We start from the raw sequence: 15682 nt of genomic DNA, 5'->3' as shown, positions 1-15682 counted from the left end.
CACAACAAAACGGCCGCACAGGTCTCTGTGCGGCCGCTCTGCGGGAGGGGAAGGGGATTCTGGGAAGGGAAGAAGGGAGTGCCGGGCGAGTGTCAGGCGACGCGCGCCAGGCGCGGGGTCGTCGTCGTGCGGGCGGGCGGGGTGAGCGCGCGGCGCAGGTTGACCAGCGCGCGGGCCTGGAGCTTCTTGACGGCTTCCTCGGAGCGGCCCATCGTCGCGGCGGTCTCGGCGACGCTCATGCCCTGGAGGAAGCGCAGCTCGACAGCCTGTCGCTGCTCGGCGGTCAGACGCGCCAGGGCTGGCTCCAGCGTGTGGCGGTCGAGCACGCTGCTGTACTCGGAGGTCGTCTGGCGCTCCGGCATCTCGGCGACGGCGTCGAGCGGCTGCGCGTTCTGGCGGGGCAGGGTGCGGAGGTAGTCCACCAGCTGGTTGTGCGCGATGCGGTAGAGCCACGCTGTGAAGGGCAGGCCGCGCTCGACGTACCGATCCAGCTTCTCGTACAGCTTCACGAACACGTCCTCGGTCAGATCCTCGACAACCTCATCCGAGCCCTCAAGGCGGCGGCGGAGGAAACGGTAGACCAGCGGTCGGTACTGCTCGTAGAGCGTCGCGAAGGCGAGCTGATCGCCCTGCTGAGCCCGCGCCACCAGCGCGGCGGCCTGCTGCGCGGTCAGTGTCTGCTCAGTCGTCGTCGCCATCGCCGTCGTCGCCATCTCTGTCGCCATCGTCCCTGTCCCCTTCGCGCCTTGCCGTTCGTTCGGCCCTGCTGCGTTCCTCCCGTAGTGTGGGGCAGGAGGCGTGAGGCCGCCGTTAGCGTGATGGGTTTCGGCGTCAGATTGGCGTCAGGTTTTTCAACACACTGGGTTGCACATCCTGACGCCTGACGCGAGGGCTACGGGAGTTCGGGCGCGCCGTCCGGTGCAGCGCCGTCCGGCAGACGCTGCATCCGCGAGTATTCGGCGGCGATCTCGCCAGTGAACCGGTCGACGGTTGCGCCGAGGTCGCGCAGCCGCTGCTCGAACTCCAGGGCGTCAAGGCTCCGGAAACGGTCGAGATCGGCCAGGGACCGCCAACTGTGCACCACGAGGAGCTGACGCTGCCCCTCGACGGGCTGCTGGAAGCGGTACAGCTCTCGTGAGGCCAGGGACGGACTCGCCACCATGCTGCGGCGGGTCGGACCCAGGAGAAACGTCTCGACGGCGTGGAGGTGCTCGGCAGCCATGGCGATGGTGACGCAGGCGACGACGCCTGGACGCTCGTTCATCCGCTCGAACAGGTGCAGGCGGTCGAGCGTGTCGATGGTCGCCGTGGGGCCGGCCGCTTCCATCGCGAGGCGCAGCTCGGCGGACCCGCGATGCGCCTCGTACGCCGCCTGGTTCTCCCACTCGCTGATGGCGAGCAGGGAGGTCGGCTCGTGGAGGCGCTGAAAGACGCGGGCCGCGTGGCGGCCGGGCGCGTTCATCCGTGACGCCGCGAAGTTGTCGCGGATGGCCGCCAGCAGCATCGGCAATCGGTCAGGCCAGGCCTGCTGACGGATCGCCACGAAGAACGGCATCGGACAGCCCCTGCGCGATGGTCGCTAGCTCGACGGAGACGCGCAACGCGCATCCACAGATCGATGGTAGCGGATACGCGAGCCCGGGTGAGGCGACTCCGCTGGGCGCGAGCGTGCACCACAGTGCCACCGTGTGCCGCACCTTGTCACCATATCGGGCACGCCTGGGCCGGCGACCCCAGACTGTGATGCCGGAGATGCTCGCAGCGTCGCCTTCGCGAGTACCGTGGCGGGAACTCCGATGGCGAGGTTGACACATGGGCTGTTGGGCAGTGCGGCGTGGGCTGCTGGCGGGGGTGACCGCGCTGGCGGTCGTGCTGAGTGGCGCGCCGGCATACGTGCTGGCCGTGGAGTACGTCCCGACCGAGCGTCCGGGCAACCTGACCCCGAGTCAGCTCTTCAGCGGCCGTTCGTTGACGCCGCGGGAGGCCCAGGCAGCTTGCGGACCAGCGGCGGCCGTGGCGTTTGCCCGGGCCGTGGGCCGCACCATCTCGTTGGACACAGCCGTCGCGGTGGCCCGTGAGGTGGGCTGGACCCCGACCTATGGGATGACCGGCCCCTGGGGACAGCTCAGCCTGCTCACGCGGCTCAAGATCCCGGCCACGCTGGAGGTGGGGGTCAACCAGGCGAGGATCGTGCGGGAGCTGCAGGCCGGGCGGCCCGTGATCATTCGGACGGGCGGGCGCGGCACCACCGATCAGCCAGGACACTACTTTGTGGCCGAACGGTACGACGCCGCGAGCGGCAAGTTCGATCTGGCGCAGAGCGCGATGGTGCTGCGCTCGGCGGCGGGCCGCCGCTGGTTCAGCATGCAGGAGATCGGCGCGCTGGGGACCGGCGTGCCGACGCACACGCTGTTTCTCTCGCCCGCGAGCGCGACCGCGTCCGCTGGCTCGGGTGTGGTCGCGGCCATGTCCGTGCGGCCTGCAACCCCCATCGGGGTCGGGAGCCTCGTCGTCGAGACCGGCGGCCTGGGCGCGCGACTGCGCGCGGCGCCCGGCACGGATGGCCGCATCGTGACGGTGGTTGCGGATGGCACGCGGCTGGTAGACGGTGGCGCAACGCAAACGGTAGCGGGCCGCGTCTGGCAGAAGGTGATCTCGGGCGGGACCGTCGCCTGGATCGACAGCGGCCTGCTGAAATGAGCGCCGGGGGCCGCGTGCCCCCCGGCAGGATCGCCCTATTGCAGCCGGCGGAACTTGCGGCGCTTCCACCAGCGCTGCACGCTCGCCCAGACCGTTGGCTGCGAGGCTCCGTAGTTGGAACCGTAGCCAACGTCCCGGTCTCGCCAGCGCTTTGTGCCACCACCCTGGCTGCGCCGGCTGGCGACCGAGAGGGCGATGGCCAGCACGAAGAACAGGATGCTGAGCAGGCTGGCCCACCGGGCGATGTCGGCCATGTTCGGGAAGATGCTCAGGCCGAAGGCGACCGCCACCAGGAAGATGCTGGCGATCATGAATTGCTCGACGGGCGAGTAGCGCAGAAACGTCCGCAGGATGCCCGACGCCCCCGACATCATCGGTGCGCTCTGCCGCGTGACACGGCGGCTGACTGGCTCCCGCTTCAGCTTCGCCTCACGGCGCTGCAAGAGCTCGTCGATCTCGCGCTCCCATTGCTGGGGCATGGTGCTCAGCACCCTCTCAGGGGGTTCGGCCGGCCGGACCGGCAGTCCCCTCCATTATAGGTGCGCGGCGAGGTCAGGACAACTGGTACGGCACTGTGACGCGGGCCTCCCGTGTGGAGATCGTCAGGGCCGACCGGGGGTTGGCGCGGCGTCAACCTGGAGCAGGTACTGCGCCGGCACCCAGCCTTGCACACCTCGGGCCTCGTGCTCCGTCAGGCGCCAGTTCTGCGCCTGGACCGTCTGCTCTGGACCGACCAGCCGCAGTAAGGCGCCCTCGGCGACGGCCGGCTGGATGCGCTGGCTCTGCGAACCCGGCTCCTCGCGCAGGAACACGCCGAGGCCGTTCGTGTTGACCACGCGGGCGTACCGCGCAGGCTCGGCAGTGGGCGAGGGCGGCGGTGGGGCCGCAACCGGCGATGGCGCGGGGATCGGCGTGGCCAGTGTCAAGGCCGGCGTGGCTGCCCGCGTGGGGAGGGTCGTCGGCTCGACGCGGACTGTCGGGGACGGCGCCGGCTTCGGGCGGAAATCGGCGATCGAGGGCAGGCGGTTGGCGCTCAAGTACACCAGGCTGATCGTTGCCACGATGACGAAGCCGAACAGCACCACTGTGGCGATGTGCCACCAGCGAAGGGAGAAGCCGGTTGCGCGGCCGTCAAACGGACGCCCGCACCATTCACATTGTGCTGCCTCAGGAAGATTGCGCCCTTGACAGCCTGGGCAGACCTGTACACTCATGAGTTGAAGAAACCGCCTCCACTGCGGGCCTCAGCACGACGCCCGGACGCGACGGAGGACCGACGTAGCATAGGGGCGCCTCACAGCCCTGTCAAGATCGGCCCTTCGAGTACACCGTGGAATAGGGGTTTCATTGATACTGGCCGCATCGCAGTGATACGCTTTTTCTGCGCCAGAGTGGGAACTCTTGACGCATCGGAGTGCCTGGATCCATGCCCACCGTCATCGCCGTAGCGAACCAGAAGGGGGGCGTCGGTAAGACGACGACGACCACCAATCTGGGTGCTGCACTGGCACGCCAGGGACAGCGCGTCCTCCTGATCGACATGGATCCTCAAGGCAATCTGACGAGCGCCGTGGGCATCTCCAAGTCGACGGAGCAGACGGTTGCTGAGGCCCTGCTCGACTATCGTGCGCCGCTGCCGGTGGTCAAAGTCTCCAACGGCACCGGCCAGGTCGATGTGACCCCCGCGACCCTCTCGCTGGCGTCCGCCGAAGCGGCGCTGATGAACAAGCTCGGCCGCGAGCAGCGTCTGCGGGACCAGATCGCGCGGTACGCGGCCGGCTACGACTTCGTCCTGATCGACACGCCGCCCTCGCTTGGCCTGCTGACGATCAATGCGCTGGTGGCAGCAGATTGCGTGCTGATCCCCACCGAGGCCCGTTTCTTCTCGCTGCAAGGCCTCCAGATGATCGAAGAGAGCATTCAAGAGGTGCTCTATCTCAATCCGAAGCTCCAGATCATCGGCATCCTGCTCAGCAAGCTGGACCGCCGGCTGCGGGAGGAGAAGCAGGTGTCCGAGTATCTCCGGGAGCGCTGGGGTGCGCTCGTCTTTGAAACCGAGGTTGGCACCAGCAGTAAAGTGCTTGAGGCCAGCTCGGCCGGCACGTCGGTCTTCGGCTACCAGGGCGCTGAGCGCGCCGCTGACATCTACACCGCACTCGCGAAGGAGGTACTACGCCGTGGCCAGGTCTGACCGTCCGCATGGTGGGTTCGACCCGTCTCGGCTCGAGGAGCCGAGCCGACCGGCCGCGGTCGTACCCAGGATCGTCGAGGCGCCGTTCGCGACGGCCGCCAAGGGCTTCACCGAGGTCAAGATCGTCGGCGTCGGCGGCGGCGGCGGGAACGCCGTCAACCGCATGGTCGAAGCTGGCGTGCCAGGCGTCGAGTTTATCGCGGTCAACACCGACGCGCAGGCGCTTGCGAACTCCAGCGCGCTCCGCAAAATCCTGCTCGGCGGCCGGTCCGGGCGCGGCCTGGGTGCGGGCGGCAAGCCCGAGGAGGGCCTGAAAGCCGCGCAGCTGACGCAGCACGAGATCGTGGACGCACTCGAAGGGGCGGACATGGTGTTCGTGACGGCGGGGATGGGCGGCGGCACCGGCACCGGTGCGTCGCCGGTCGTGGCCGAGGCGGCACGGGCGGTCGGCGCGCTCACCGTTGGCGTGGTCACCCTGCCGTTCGGGTTCGAGGGCAATCGCCGTCTCAAGAACGCAATGCAGGGCATTGAGGAACTGCGCACCAACGTCGATGCGCTGGTGGTCATCCCGAACGACCGTCTCCTCAAGATGGCCGACAACCAGATGACCGTCGTGGATGCCTTCAGGCTGGCGGATGACGTGCTGCGGCAGGGCGTCCAGGGCATCTCCGACCTTGTGACCCAGACCGGCCTGATCAACCTCGACTTCGCCGACGTCAAGGCCGTGATGGGCAACGCTGGCACCGCGCTGATGGCGATGGGTGAGGCCGTGGGCGAGGAGCGCGGGGCCGAGGCGGCACGCGCGGCCATCACCAGTTCGCTGCTGGAGACGTCGATTGAGGGCGCGACCGGCGTCCTGATCAACGTCACCGGCGGGGCTGACCTGACGCTGCACGAGGTCACCGAGGCCGCGAACGTCATCTCCGAGGTCGTGGACCCGAGCGCGAACATCATTTTCGGCGCGGTCATCCACCCGCGCTACCAGAAGGAGCTGCGCGTCACCGTCATCGCGACGGGGCTGCGGACCGGCCCGTCCGAGCGTGGTCTGCGTCGGGTCGAGCCATCGCGTGAGGCTGCGCCACGCGACCGCGAGCGACTGGCCCGCCGCGAGACGCTGGAGCTTCCCTACGAGGATGCTCGCCCGCGCCGCGAGTCCCGGCGCGACGATGAGCGCGCCGCGCCCCCGGACGACGCGCGCACCTCGTGGCGGCGACGGCCGAGCGGCTCCCCGCTGGACGACGACGACGATATCGACCTGCCGTCGTTCCTGAGGCGGCGGCGCTAGCCCGGGTCAGATCAGCGTCGGACGCCCCCGCGCGTTGGGCCGCGCGGGGGCGTCTTCATGTCGTGGCCCGAGCAGCACTGCGTGCCGCGGCGCTGCTCACTCGTTGGTGAGGTGGATCTTGACCGCGCCCGTGCCCTTGTCCGCTGCCATCTTGAAGGCGGCGGGGGCCTCGGCCAGCGGGAAGGTGCGGGTCACCATCTGCTCGACCGGGGCCTTGGCGGTCGCCATCAGCTCCAGCGCCACCTCGTAGTCGTGGCGGCCGTCGACGACGCCGTAGCAGATCGGGAACGTGACCCAGACCTCCTTCTGGAGCGGCCTGAGCAGATCGACCGGCAGCCGGTCCGGGAAGACGCCAACGACGGCCACCTTGCCCTGCGGCCGGACCAGCTCCCAGGCCGTCGAGAGGGTGTCGGCGTGGCCGCCCACCGTCTCGACCACCAGATCCGCGCCGACGCCGTCTGTCAATGTCCTGATCTGTTCGAGCGCGTTCTCCGTGGACTCGGGCAGGACGGCCGTCGCGCCGAGGGCCGTCGCCATCGCGGCCTGGTGGGCGTGGCGCGCGGTGATGTAGACGCGGCTCGCGCCGAGCGCCTTCGCCGCCACCAGCGTCATCAGCCCGATGGTCCCCGCCCCGATGACCACCACCGTGTCGCCCCGTTGCATGCGGGGCCAGCGGACGCCATGGACGCCCACCGCCAGCGGCTCGGCCAGCGCCCCATGCTGCGCCGTCAGGCCGGGAGGCAGCGGAAAGAAGCTCTGCGGCCGGCGCTTGAAGTACTCCGCGAACCCGCCGCCCGGCGACACGGCGGTGTGCCGCTCTGGGCAGTGAAACGCCTGCCCCGTGGCGCAGAAACTGCACGCGCCGCAGGCCATGCCGAGAATCGAATCGACGGCCACCAGATCGCCGACGCGGGCCGGCCCCTGGTAGCTCGGCGGCAAGCTGACGACCTCGCCGCAGACTTCATGGCCGGCCGGCAACGACTGCGGCTCGGCGCGCCCGTGATACGGGTGCAGGTCCGAGCCGCAGATGCCGACGCGACGCACGCGGACGATGCCGTAGGTGTCGTCCGGCTGTGGCTCGGGAACGTCGCGCATCTCGATGGTGCGGACGCCGGTCTGAATGGCGGCGAGCATGTGTGAGAACTCCTCTGCGTCGTTGCGAAGGGATTTCCTGGGGGAAGAGGACTGTCGGGGCGCGGCCTCGGCGGCGTGGGAGCCGCGCGCGACATGGTGCGCCGTGTGGCCCGCTCCGACACCCGGACGCTACCGGTCAGCGGTCGTCACGACCATCAGGTGATCGAAGGTGACGGCGACGGGGTCGGACCAGGTCACCACCCCGACGGCGATCAGGCCGCGTGGGAACCTGTCGTCGGTGGCGTCGAGGATCGGCTGGCCGTCGAGCGTTGCCGCGATCGATGGCCCGGTCGCCTGAACGACCAGCCGGTTGGGGCGCTCTGAGCTGGGCATGATCGGCAGCGGCTTGTGCGCGACGACTGCGCGTCGCTGGCCCTCCTCGAAGCTGTCCAGGGAGACGACTCCACCGAACGGATCGAGCGACAACACGTAGCCGGTGCCGCCGCCGGCCTCCGGCTCGAATCGGAAACGCACGGTCAGCGCCGACGGCCCCACGATGTGCTCGAAGCGCACATCCGAGACGAGCGTGAAGTCCGCGACGATGCCGTCCGGCGGCGACCCGAGCGCCCGCGCCACTGCCACGCCAGCAGCGGAGGTGCCACCACGCGGCGTCTTGATCTGCTGGCGCTCGCCGGTCAGGAGGCCATCAGGCTGGCCCAGGAGCGGCGGCCAGACCGGGCGCATGGCGACGGGCAGCGTCGCCAGCGAGGCCTTGACACGAAAGGTCGGCGTGTCAGGCGGTGCGTCGCCGGCCACCAGCACGCCGTAGGCGCCCGGCTGCGGCAGCGTGACGTTCAGGACGATGCTCGGCGCGCTGTCTGCGCGCAGGCCGGACGCCAGCACCTCGCCACGCCAGTCCGTCACCGAGATCTTCGTGCTGCCGCCAGTGGCGCTCAGCTCAAAGCTGGCGGACGTATCAGCTGCGAGCACGTCCACCCGGAAGACGCGGCTCGGATTGGCGGCGTCGAGCGTCGCCTCAACGCTCTGACCGTCCGCGAGCCGGCAGGTGGACGCCCGCACCCCGCCATCGGTCGTACAGCCGTCCGCCGCAACTGCCGCGCCGCTGAGCCAATCAGCGGGCACCGTCACCAGGAGGGCAGCGAGGAGAGCACTGCACGTGATCTGCCACAGATGCGGGCGGTGTCCAGACACGGAAAGCACGCTCCAATCAGCGAGGTCGGCAGCCAGGCCTCGACCCGCGACATGGTAGCCAACGATGCACACTCCGTGCAGTTGCGCGCAGCCGAGGTGTCATGCCGCCGGCCTGACTCCGTGGAAACCCGTGGTCGCGCCGCCGCCGCTCCCGGGGGTGTGCGGGAGTCGTGCTTGACAAAAGCTCCGCGATCCTGCCGGCGAATCCCCATCTCCTCGCGAAACGTTCACGTCTCCGGGGTCAGACACGTTACGATCTACGGCAAGGAGCACGCCCCCACTGGCACGCTCAGTGCAACCAGATTGGGGCGGACGTTCTCCCTGTCCACACCTCGACAGCAAGATTGCTCACAAAGGGCACAGAAGCGTGACAGAAACAGCGAGCGCTGGCGGTCCTCCGAGCGCACCCGTCAGCACCCTTGACAAACTGCCGTCGCGGTCGAACGGGCGATCCGGCGAGCGCGCTCGACCACCCGGGCCTGAGCAGTCACGTCGTAACACCGGCAGCGACCAGGGCGGCGGTCGCAGCTTCCCGCCGAAGCTGAGCTGGCCGTGGGTGCTCCTGCTGATCTTCCTGGCCGTCAACTACTTCGTCGCGCCCATCGTCGTTCCTGACGGCAGCGACCGCGTGACGATTCCGTACACGACGTTCCGTGACCAGATCAAGGCCGGCAACGTCGCCGAGATCACGACGCGCGGCGAGGCGATCCAGGGCACGGCACGCGAGCCGATCACGTGGCCGGCGGCTGGTGAGAACCAGAAGACCTCCACCAAGTTCGACACCCGCATCCCGTCGTTCCCGGACCCGTCGCTCGAGCAACTGCTGACCCAGCAGGGCGTCGTCATCAACGCCCGCCCGCCCGACGAGGGGCGCGGCTGGCTGCTGACGCTGCTGCTCAGCTTCGGCCCGGGTCTGCTCTTCTTCGGCCTGCTGATGTGGATGTTCAGCCGGGCGCAGCGAAACCAGGGCGGCGTCTTCAGCATCGGGCGCAGCAAGGCGAAGCGCTACGCCGCCGCCGAGGGCGTGCCACGCATCACCTTCGCGGACGTGGCCGGCATCGACGAGGCCGAGAACGAGCTGGTCGAGATCGTCGATTTCCTCAAGAACCCGGACAAGTACCAGCGGCTCGGCGGCAGCATCCCGAAGGGCGTGCTGCTGGTCGGCTCGCCGGGCACGGGCAAGACGCTCCTGGCGAAGGCCGTGGCCGGCGAGGCCAACGTGCCGTTCTTCTCGATGAGCGGCTCCGAGTTCATCGAGATGATCGTCGGCGTGGGCGCGTCTCGTGTGCGTGACCTCTTCGAGAACGCGAAGAAGGAGGCCCCGGCCATCATCTTCGTGGACGAGCTTGACGCCATCGGGCGGAAGCGCGGCGGCATGGGCTCGGTGGGCAGCCACGAGGAGCGCGAGCAGACGCTGAACCAGCTCCTGGTCGAGATGGACGGCTTCGACGCCCGACAGGCGGTCATCGTGCTGGCGGCCACCAACCGACCGGACGTGCTCGATCCCGCGCTGTTGCGCCCGGGCCGCTTCGACCGCCGGGTGGTGGTGCAGCGACCGGACAAGGTCGGCCGCGAGAAGATCCTTCGCGTCCACACTCGTGGCGTGCCGATCGCGCCCGACGTGGACCTGGCCGAGATCTCAATGGCGACGCCGGGCCTGGTCGGCGCGGACCTCCGCAACCTCGTGAATGAGGCGGCGCTGCTGGCCGCCCGCCGTGACCGCAACCACGTGACCCGGCAGGACTTCTTCGACGCGATGGAGAAGATCATCCTCGGACCCGAACGCGCGATGGTCATGAATCCGGAGGACCGCCGGCGGGTGGCCTACCACGAGTCGGGGCACGCGCTCGTCGGGCTGATCAACCCCGAGGCCGACCCGGTCCAGCGGGTGACCATCGTGCCGCGCGGGCAGGCGCTTGGGGTGACGTATTCGCGGCCATCCGACGACATCGTCAACTACACCGAGCCGTACCTGCGGGCACGGATTCAGGTGGCGCTCGGCGGGCGCATCGCCGAAGAGCTGATCTTCAACGTCTCGTCCACCGGCGCAGAAAACGACATCAAGCAGGCGACGAACCTCGCCCGCCAGATGGTCATTCGCTGGGGGATGAGTCCGAAGGTCGGGCTGGTGGCGCTGGCCGGCGACGACGGCAACGAGTTCCTGGGTGGCAGCATGGGCTTCGGCCGCGAGCATGGCGAGGCGATGGCCAGCGTGGTCGATCAGGAGACGCGCCGGATCATCGACGAGAACTACGTGCTGGCACGCGCCCTGGTCGAGCGGGAGAAGGATCGGCTGGTCGCGCTGGCCGAGGCGCTGCTCCAGAACGAGTCGCTCGACCATGACGAGATCCTGCGGGTGACGAACCTGCCGCCGAAGAGCCACAGCGGCCGGATCGACCCGACGCAGATCGTCAAGGAGCCGGTCGCGACCTGACGCCCGGCTGGCGGGAACGGAACGCGTCTGTCATCCGGACCAGAGCAAGGAATGAGCACCCTCGACGTCATCCCGACCGCAACGAGGCACGAGCCTCCCTGCCCGTCATCCCGAGCGGAGTGAGGCACGAGCCTCCCTGCCCGTCATCCCGAGCGACGTGAGCGTGCGAACGCAGTCGAGAGATCTTCCCCTTGGTGGCTACACGAGGAAGATCCACTCCGCTCGTTCCTCGCCGCGGTCGGGATGACGGTGAAGGAAGCAGCCTCACTCGGCTCGGGATGACGAGGTGGAAGGTCGCTGACTCTGCCCTGAGCCTGCCGAACGAGTTCACTCGGCTCGGGATGACGGTGAATAGCGTGAGCGCCATGGCGGAGTGCATGGCTTTCGAATCGCGAACGACCGCTCCTACGCCGGTGCCAGGACGGCCAGTCCGTCCGCTGCCAGAACGCCCTGCCCTTCCGGCAGCACGAACAGCGGGTTGATCTCGGCTTCCACGAGCCGATTCCCAAGCGACTCGACAAGCTCCGAGAACGCCACGACGGCCTGCGCCAGCGCACGCACGTCCGCCACGTGACGTCCACGATAGCCGGTCAGCAGCGGATAGCAGGTCAGCCGCGCGACCATCTGACGGGCCTCGGGCCCGGAGATCGGCGGCAGCCGCACGACGGTGTCGCCGTACAGCTCGGCGGCGACGCCCCCCGCCCCGACCAGGATGGCCGGGCCGATCTGCGGATCGCGGGTGAAGCCCAGGATCAGCTCGACGCCGCCCAGGATTTGTTCCTGCACCAGGACGCCGTCGGTGCGGGCGCGCGGCTGGCGCTCGCGGACGGTGACGAGCAGGTCGGTGGCCTCGGCGGCAACGTCCGCCACAGGCACTCCGACCCTGACACCGCCGGCCTCTGTCTTGTGGGCCAGGTCGCGTGACAGCACCTTGAGCACGACGCTTCCGCCCGGGCCGGCCAGATCGCGGGCCGCCGCCTCGGCCTCGTCGGGCGTGCGGGCGATCCGCTCGCGGACACTCGGGATGCCGGCCGCGCGGAACAGCGCCTTCGCCTCGGCCTCGTTGAGCGGTCCCGCCGTCAGTCCAGCGAGCATGTCAGACGGCGTCGCGCGGTTGCCCTGGTGTGGGATCGTCGTGTCAGCGCCAGGCACAGGCGTGCCGGCGGTCCCGTGCCGCAACGCCGCCAGTGCCGCCGCGCAGCCCTCGGGCGTGTCGAACGCCGGGACGCCGTGACGATTCAGGTACTGGATGATGTTCGGCGCGTACGGACTGACGTAGACGAGGATCGGCTTGTCAGTCTCGCGGAGGCAGTCGAGGACCGGGCCGGCCGCCAGCTCCGGCTGCGCGATGCCCGACGATCCGACAATAGTGACCAGGGCGTCATAGGTCGGGCTGGCGAGCAGCGCCGCGATGGCCGACTTGAACAGGTCTGACCGAAGGCCGGCCAGCGTCACGTCGACCGGGTTGCGCTCGGCCATGGCGGCCTCGCCCGGCAGCAGCTCCACCAGCCGCGCGACGGTCCCGGCGTCGGGCGGCGGCGACTCGAACCCGACCACCCCACAGGCGTCGGCGACCAGCACACCGGCGCCGCCGGTTGACGTGAGCACGGCCAGCCGGTTGCCACGCGGACGACGCTCGGTCGCCAGCGCGCCGGCCACGTCGATCAGGTCGGCGAATGTGGCCGCGCGCAGGATGCCGTGCTGCGAGAACATCGCATCGTAGACCCGGTCCGAGCCGGCCATGGCTCCCGTATGCGACGAGGCTGAGCGGGCGCCGGCCTCCGAGCGCCCGACCTTGAACGCGACAAGCGGCTTGCCGATCTCCCAGGCCCGCTGGGCGAGTCGCCGGAAACGGGGCACGTCGCGCAGCCCCTCAAGGTACAGCGCGATCACCCGCGTGGCGTCGTCGTCCAGCAGGAACTCGACGATGTCCTCAACCTGGAGGTCGGCCTCGTTGCCGGTGCTGACCAGCCGCGAGAATCCGATGCCGCGCGCCTCGGCCCGCGAGAGGACCGACCCGAGAATGCCGCCGCTCTGGGACACCAGCCCGACGCTCCCCGGCGCCAGCGGCGCCAGCTCCAGGGCGACGCTCGGCGTCAGCGCCGTGTTGTCGGTGACGTTGACCAGCCCGATGGTGTTCGGGCCGAGCAGGCGCATCGGCCCGGCGGCGACCTTCAGCTCGGCTTGCCGCTGACGGCCGGCCTCGTCGGCCTCGGCGTAGCCGCCCGCCAGCACGATGGCGGCTGGCGTCCCCAGCGCGGCAAGCTGTCTGACGGCATCTTCCACCAGCTCGGGGGCGACCAGCACCAGGGCCATGTCAGGCGGCTCCGGCAGCGCCGCGATGTTGGGGTAGCAGCGGATGCCCTCGATCTCGGCGGCGCGCGGGTTCACCGGGTAGATCGTCCCGCCGTAGCGGTGCTTCAGGAGGTAGCGAAGGGGCCGGCCCGTCGTACGGGATGGGTCTGAGGATGCGCCGACGATGGCCACGGAGCGCGGCCGGATCAGCCGCTCGACGGCTGTGACGCTGGAGTGGACAGACTGCATCACCCGATCCTCACTCCTGGGGCCGGGAGCGTGCCCGCTCGGCTGACCGCAGCAGGAACGCCTCGACCGAGGAGCGGTGGAACTCGGTGGTGTAGCCGATGGCCTGAGCCTGCGCGCCGGCCGAGAGCACCGTCTCCAGCGAGTGCTCGAAGCTCTGATCGAGGATCGACTTCGCCAGCGCCAGGGCCGTGCTGGAGTGCAGCGTCAGCTCGTCGGCCCAGGCGGTGGCCTCGTCCAGCAACTGGTCCGGCGCGGCCAACCGGTCGGCCATCCCGATGCTGACCGCTTCTTCGGCCGAGACTTTGCGCCCTGTAAAGATCAGCTCCTTCGCCTTCGAGAGGCCGACGCGGCGCGGCAGGAAGTACATCCCGCCGCCGTCCGGGATCAGGCCGCGCAGAATGAAGCTCATGACGAAGCTCGCTTCGGGCGCGGCGACGATGAAGTCGCAGCAGAGCGCCAGGTCCGCGCCGAGCCCGGCTGCCGGACCGTTGACCGCCGCGATGGTCACCTTCTCCAGGCCGTGCAGCTGCATCACCATATGATGGATGCGCCGCTGTCGCCGCCAGCCCAGGTCAGCCACGCGGCCAGTCGGCTGCTCCAGGCGCGCCTGCATGCCGCGAATGTCGCCGCCGGCGCTGAAGCCCCGACCGGCGCCGGTCAGGATCAGCGCCCGGATCGAATCGTCTGATCCGACGCGCTCGACAACCTCGGACAGCTCGGTTCGCATCTGGTCGTCGAAGGCATTGAGCACATCGGGGCGGTTCAAGGTCGCCAGGGCGATGCCGTTGGCGACGCTCAGGAGGACGCGCGGTTCAGCGCTCATAGACACGGGCTCCTCGGCGCAGCCGCGCCACGCCGGTACGGTAGCAGAAGGCTCGCGACCGAGTCCGCCTCCGAGGCTTCCGCAACGGGACGCCGGGGGCGCCGCTGGCGCTGCTGGCGCTGGCGCTGGCGCCGCTGGCGCTGACGCCGCTGGCAGGCCGTGTACAACATGGGAGGCCACCCGAGAGCGGCAGGGCCGCGCGTGGCCGAGACTGGCCCACCCAGGGCAAGGGGAGCTACATGGCGCTACGCATCGCGATCATCGGCGCAGGGCAGGTGGCGAATGTCCATCTCCAAGCGATCGGCGGCACCACGGCTGTCGAGGTCGTGGGCATCTTCGACATGGATCAGGCCCGCGCGCAGGAGAAGGCGTCCGCGCACGGCATCGGCAAGGTGTACGGGACGTGGCAGGAGCTGCTGGGCGATCCGGCCGTCGAGTGCGTGGCCGTGCTGCTGCCGCACGACCTTCACGAGCAGTACACGGTCGAGGCGCTCCAGGCCGGCAAGCACGTCGTCTGCGAGAAGCCGCTGGGGCAGAGCATCGGCGAGATGGACCGCATGCTGGCGGCAGCGGACACGGCCGGCAAGACGCTGCTGCCCGTCCACAACCGGGTCTACTCGCATGCCGTCGAGAAGCTGCACGAGGTCGTCTCCAGCGGGGCGATTGGCGAGGTGATCCTGGCCCAGACAACCGGGTTCGAGGGGCCGAGGACGGTCGGCGTGCGCCCGTGGCTGGCGACGAAGCGCGGCGGCGGGGGCGTGCTGATCGCGCAGGCAGTGCACCCGGCGTACGTGCTGCGCTGGCTGCTCGGCGACGTCGCCCGGGTCTCCTGCCTGTTCGGCGACCTGAAAGTCGTGGATATGACGGCCGAGGATACGGCCATCGCGACGCTCAAGTTCGCCAGCGGCGTGGTCGCGGAGATGACAGCGACGTTCGGTATCGCGCATGGGCCGTTCGAGCACAGCATCGTGCTGCACGGGCGCGAGGGGTACGCGGCGCTCGGTGTGGGGCCAGGGACCAGCGGACAGCGGTTCGGGCTGAACGTCATCTCGCCGAAACTGTTCGGCGACACCGAGATCCACAACGTCGAGATCCCGACGCCCGACGTCTCGGCAACCTCGTTCATGCGGATGTGGGAGGACTACTCGCGGGGCCTGACCCAGGGGACGCCGACGCGGGTCACCGGCCAGGACGGCAAGAAGGCCGTCGAGGTGATCCTGGCAGCCTACAAGTCGAACGCCGAGAGCGGCGTCGTCAGCCTGCCGCTGGCAGAGTAGACGACAGAGAAGGCCTGGACCGATGCGGACGGCGAAGCGGACGTTCCAGCGTCAGCGGCGCACGGGCTGTGCGAGAGCAGCCGTGTGTGTGGCTGTATGGAATCGCAGCGCTTCGAGCCGTGGGTGGGTTGACAGCGCTGTC

The 15682-nt window shown here is 69.5% G+C and carries 13 protein-coding genes; 5 read left to right on the top strand and 8 right to left on the bottom strand.

Going from position 1 to position 15682, the window contains the following annotated elements; all coding sequences use genetic code 11:
* Positions 1–92: 92 nt before the first annotated feature.
* Positions 93–725: a sigma-70 family RNA polymerase sigma factor gene (locus IT306_15900; GenBank protein ID MCC7369912.1), complete on the bottom strand. Its 633-nt coding sequence runs from the start codon at positions 723–725 to the stop codon at positions 93–95.
* Between the two features lie 167 nt (positions 726–892).
* Positions 893–1555, bottom strand: a complete 663-nt coding sequence (locus tag IT306_15895) for an antibiotic biosynthesis monooxygenase (protein ID MCC7369911.1) — start codon at positions 1553–1555, stop codon at positions 893–895.
* 257 nt (positions 1556–1812) lie between these two features.
* Between IT306_15895 and IT306_15890 the strand changes: the two genes are divergently transcribed.
* Positions 1813–2700, top strand: a complete 888-nt coding sequence (locus IT306_15890) for an SH3 domain-containing protein (GenBank protein MCC7369910.1) — start codon at positions 1813–1815, stop codon at positions 2698–2700.
* Positions 2701–2735: 35 nt separating this feature from the next.
* Here IT306_15890 and IT306_15885 read toward each other — a convergent pair whose 3' ends face one another.
* Both IT306_15885 and IT306_15880 read right to left on the bottom strand, forming a co-directional pair.
* A complete protein-coding gene (locus IT306_15885; protein MCC7369909.1) occupies positions 2736–3179 on the bottom strand; it encodes a hypothetical protein in 444 nt (147 codons plus the stop codon).
* A 123-nt stretch (positions 3180–3302) separates the two neighbouring features.
* A complete protein-coding gene (locus IT306_15880; protein MCC7369908.1) occupies positions 3303–3785 on the bottom strand; it encodes a hypothetical protein in 483 nt (160 codons plus the stop codon).
* Between the two features lie 341 nt (positions 3786–4126).
* Between IT306_15880 and IT306_15875 the strand changes: the two genes are divergently transcribed.
* A complete protein-coding gene (locus IT306_15875; protein MCC7369907.1) occupies positions 4127–4891 on the top strand; it encodes a ParA family protein in 765 nt (254 codons plus the stop codon).
* A gap of 70 nt (positions 4892–4961) precedes the next feature.
* A complete protein-coding gene (ftsZ, locus tag IT306_15870; protein ID MCC7369906.1) occupies positions 4962–6176 on the top strand; it encodes a cell division protein FtsZ in 1215 nt (404 codons plus the stop codon).
* A 96-nt stretch (positions 6177–6272) separates the two neighbouring features.
* Here the strand turns inward: ftsZ and IT306_15865 are convergent, their stop codons facing one another.
* Together IT306_15865 and IT306_15860 are read right to left on the bottom strand one after the other, a co-directional pair.
* Positions 6273–7310: a zinc-binding dehydrogenase gene (locus tag IT306_15865; protein MCC7369905.1), complete on the bottom strand. Its 1038-nt coding sequence runs from the start codon at positions 7308–7310 to the stop codon at positions 6273–6275.
* A gap of 129 nt (positions 7311–7439) precedes the next feature.
* Complete coding sequence (locus IT306_15860) at positions 7440–8393, bottom strand: hypothetical protein (GenBank protein MCC7369904.1); 954 nt, start codon at positions 8391–8393, stop codon at positions 7440–7442.
* A 496-nt stretch (positions 8394–8889) separates the two neighbouring features.
* Here IT306_15860 and ftsH point away from each other — a divergent pair, with 496 nt between their 5' ends.
* Positions 8890–10896, top strand: coding sequence for an ATP-dependent zinc metalloprotease FtsH (ftsH, locus tag IT306_15855; GenBank protein ID MCC7369903.1), 2007 nt, complete (start codon positions 8890–8892; stop codon positions 10894–10896).
* 405 nt (positions 10897–11301) lie between these two features.
* Here the strand turns inward: ftsH and IT306_15850 are convergent, their stop codons facing one another.
* Both IT306_15850 and IT306_15845 read right to left on the bottom strand, forming a co-directional pair.
* Positions 11302–13440 (bottom strand): acetate--CoA ligase family protein, encoded by a 2139-nt coding sequence (locus tag IT306_15850; protein ID MCC7369902.1) that lies wholly within the window; start codon positions 13438–13440, stop codon positions 11302–11304.
* Positions 13441–13450: 10 nt separating this feature from the next.
* On the bottom strand, positions 13451–14263 hold the full coding sequence (locus IT306_15845; GenBank protein ID MCC7369901.1) for an enoyl-CoA hydratase/isomerase family protein: 813 nt from the start codon (positions 14261–14263) through the stop codon (positions 13451–13453).
* Between the two features lie 239 nt (positions 14264–14502).
* On the opposite strand from IT306_15845, the gene IT306_15840 reads away from it, so the two are divergent.
* Complete coding sequence (locus tag IT306_15840) at positions 14503–15540, top strand: Gfo/Idh/MocA family oxidoreductase (protein MCC7369900.1); 1038 nt, start codon at positions 14503–14505, stop codon at positions 15538–15540.
* Positions 15541–15682 lie beyond the last annotated feature (142 nt).

The organism is Chloroflexota bacterium, from assembly GCA_020850535.1.
In the GTDB taxonomy this organism is placed as follows: Bacteria; Chloroflexota; UBA6077; order UBA6077; family JACCZL01; genus JADZEM01.
Note: the sequence above shows the minus strand (reverse complement) of the source record. Positions and strands in the feature narration are given on the sequence as shown.

Bases quoted from the DNA above. Each gene is read 5' to 3' on its own strand.
- IT306_15900 (MCC7369912.1), bottom strand. From the start codon at position 725: ATGGCGACAGAGATGGCGACGACGGCGATGGCGACGACGACTGAGCAG.
- IT306_15895 (MCC7369911.1), bottom strand. From the start codon at position 1,555: ATGCCGTTCTTCGTGGCGATCCGTCAGCAGGCCTGGCCTGACCGATTG.
- IT306_15890 (MCC7369910.1), top strand. From the start codon at position 1,813: ATGGGCTGTTGGGCAGTGCGGCGTGGGCTGCTGGCGGGGGTGACCGCG.
- IT306_15885 (MCC7369909.1), bottom strand. From the start codon at position 3,179: ATGCCCCAGCAATGGGAGCGCGAGATCGACGAGCTCTTGCAGCGCCGT.
- IT306_15875 (MCC7369907.1), top strand. From the start codon at position 4,127: ATGCCCACCGTCATCGCCGTAGCGAACCAGAAGGGGGGCGTCGGTAAG.
- IT306_15865 (MCC7369905.1), bottom strand. From the start codon at position 7,310: ATGCTCGCCGCCATTCAGACCGGCGTCCGCACCATCGAGATGCGCGAC.
- IT306_15850 (MCC7369902.1), bottom strand. From the start codon at position 13,440: ATGCAGTCTGTCCACTCCAGCGTCACAGCCGTCGAGCGGCTGATCCGG.
- IT306_15845 (MCC7369901.1), bottom strand. From the start codon at position 14,263: ATGAGCGCTGAACCGCGCGTCCTCCTGAGCGTCGCCAACGGCATCGCC.
- IT306_15840 (MCC7369900.1), top strand. From the start codon at position 14,503: ATGGCGCTACGCATCGCGATCATCGGCGCAGGGCAGGTGGCGAATGTC.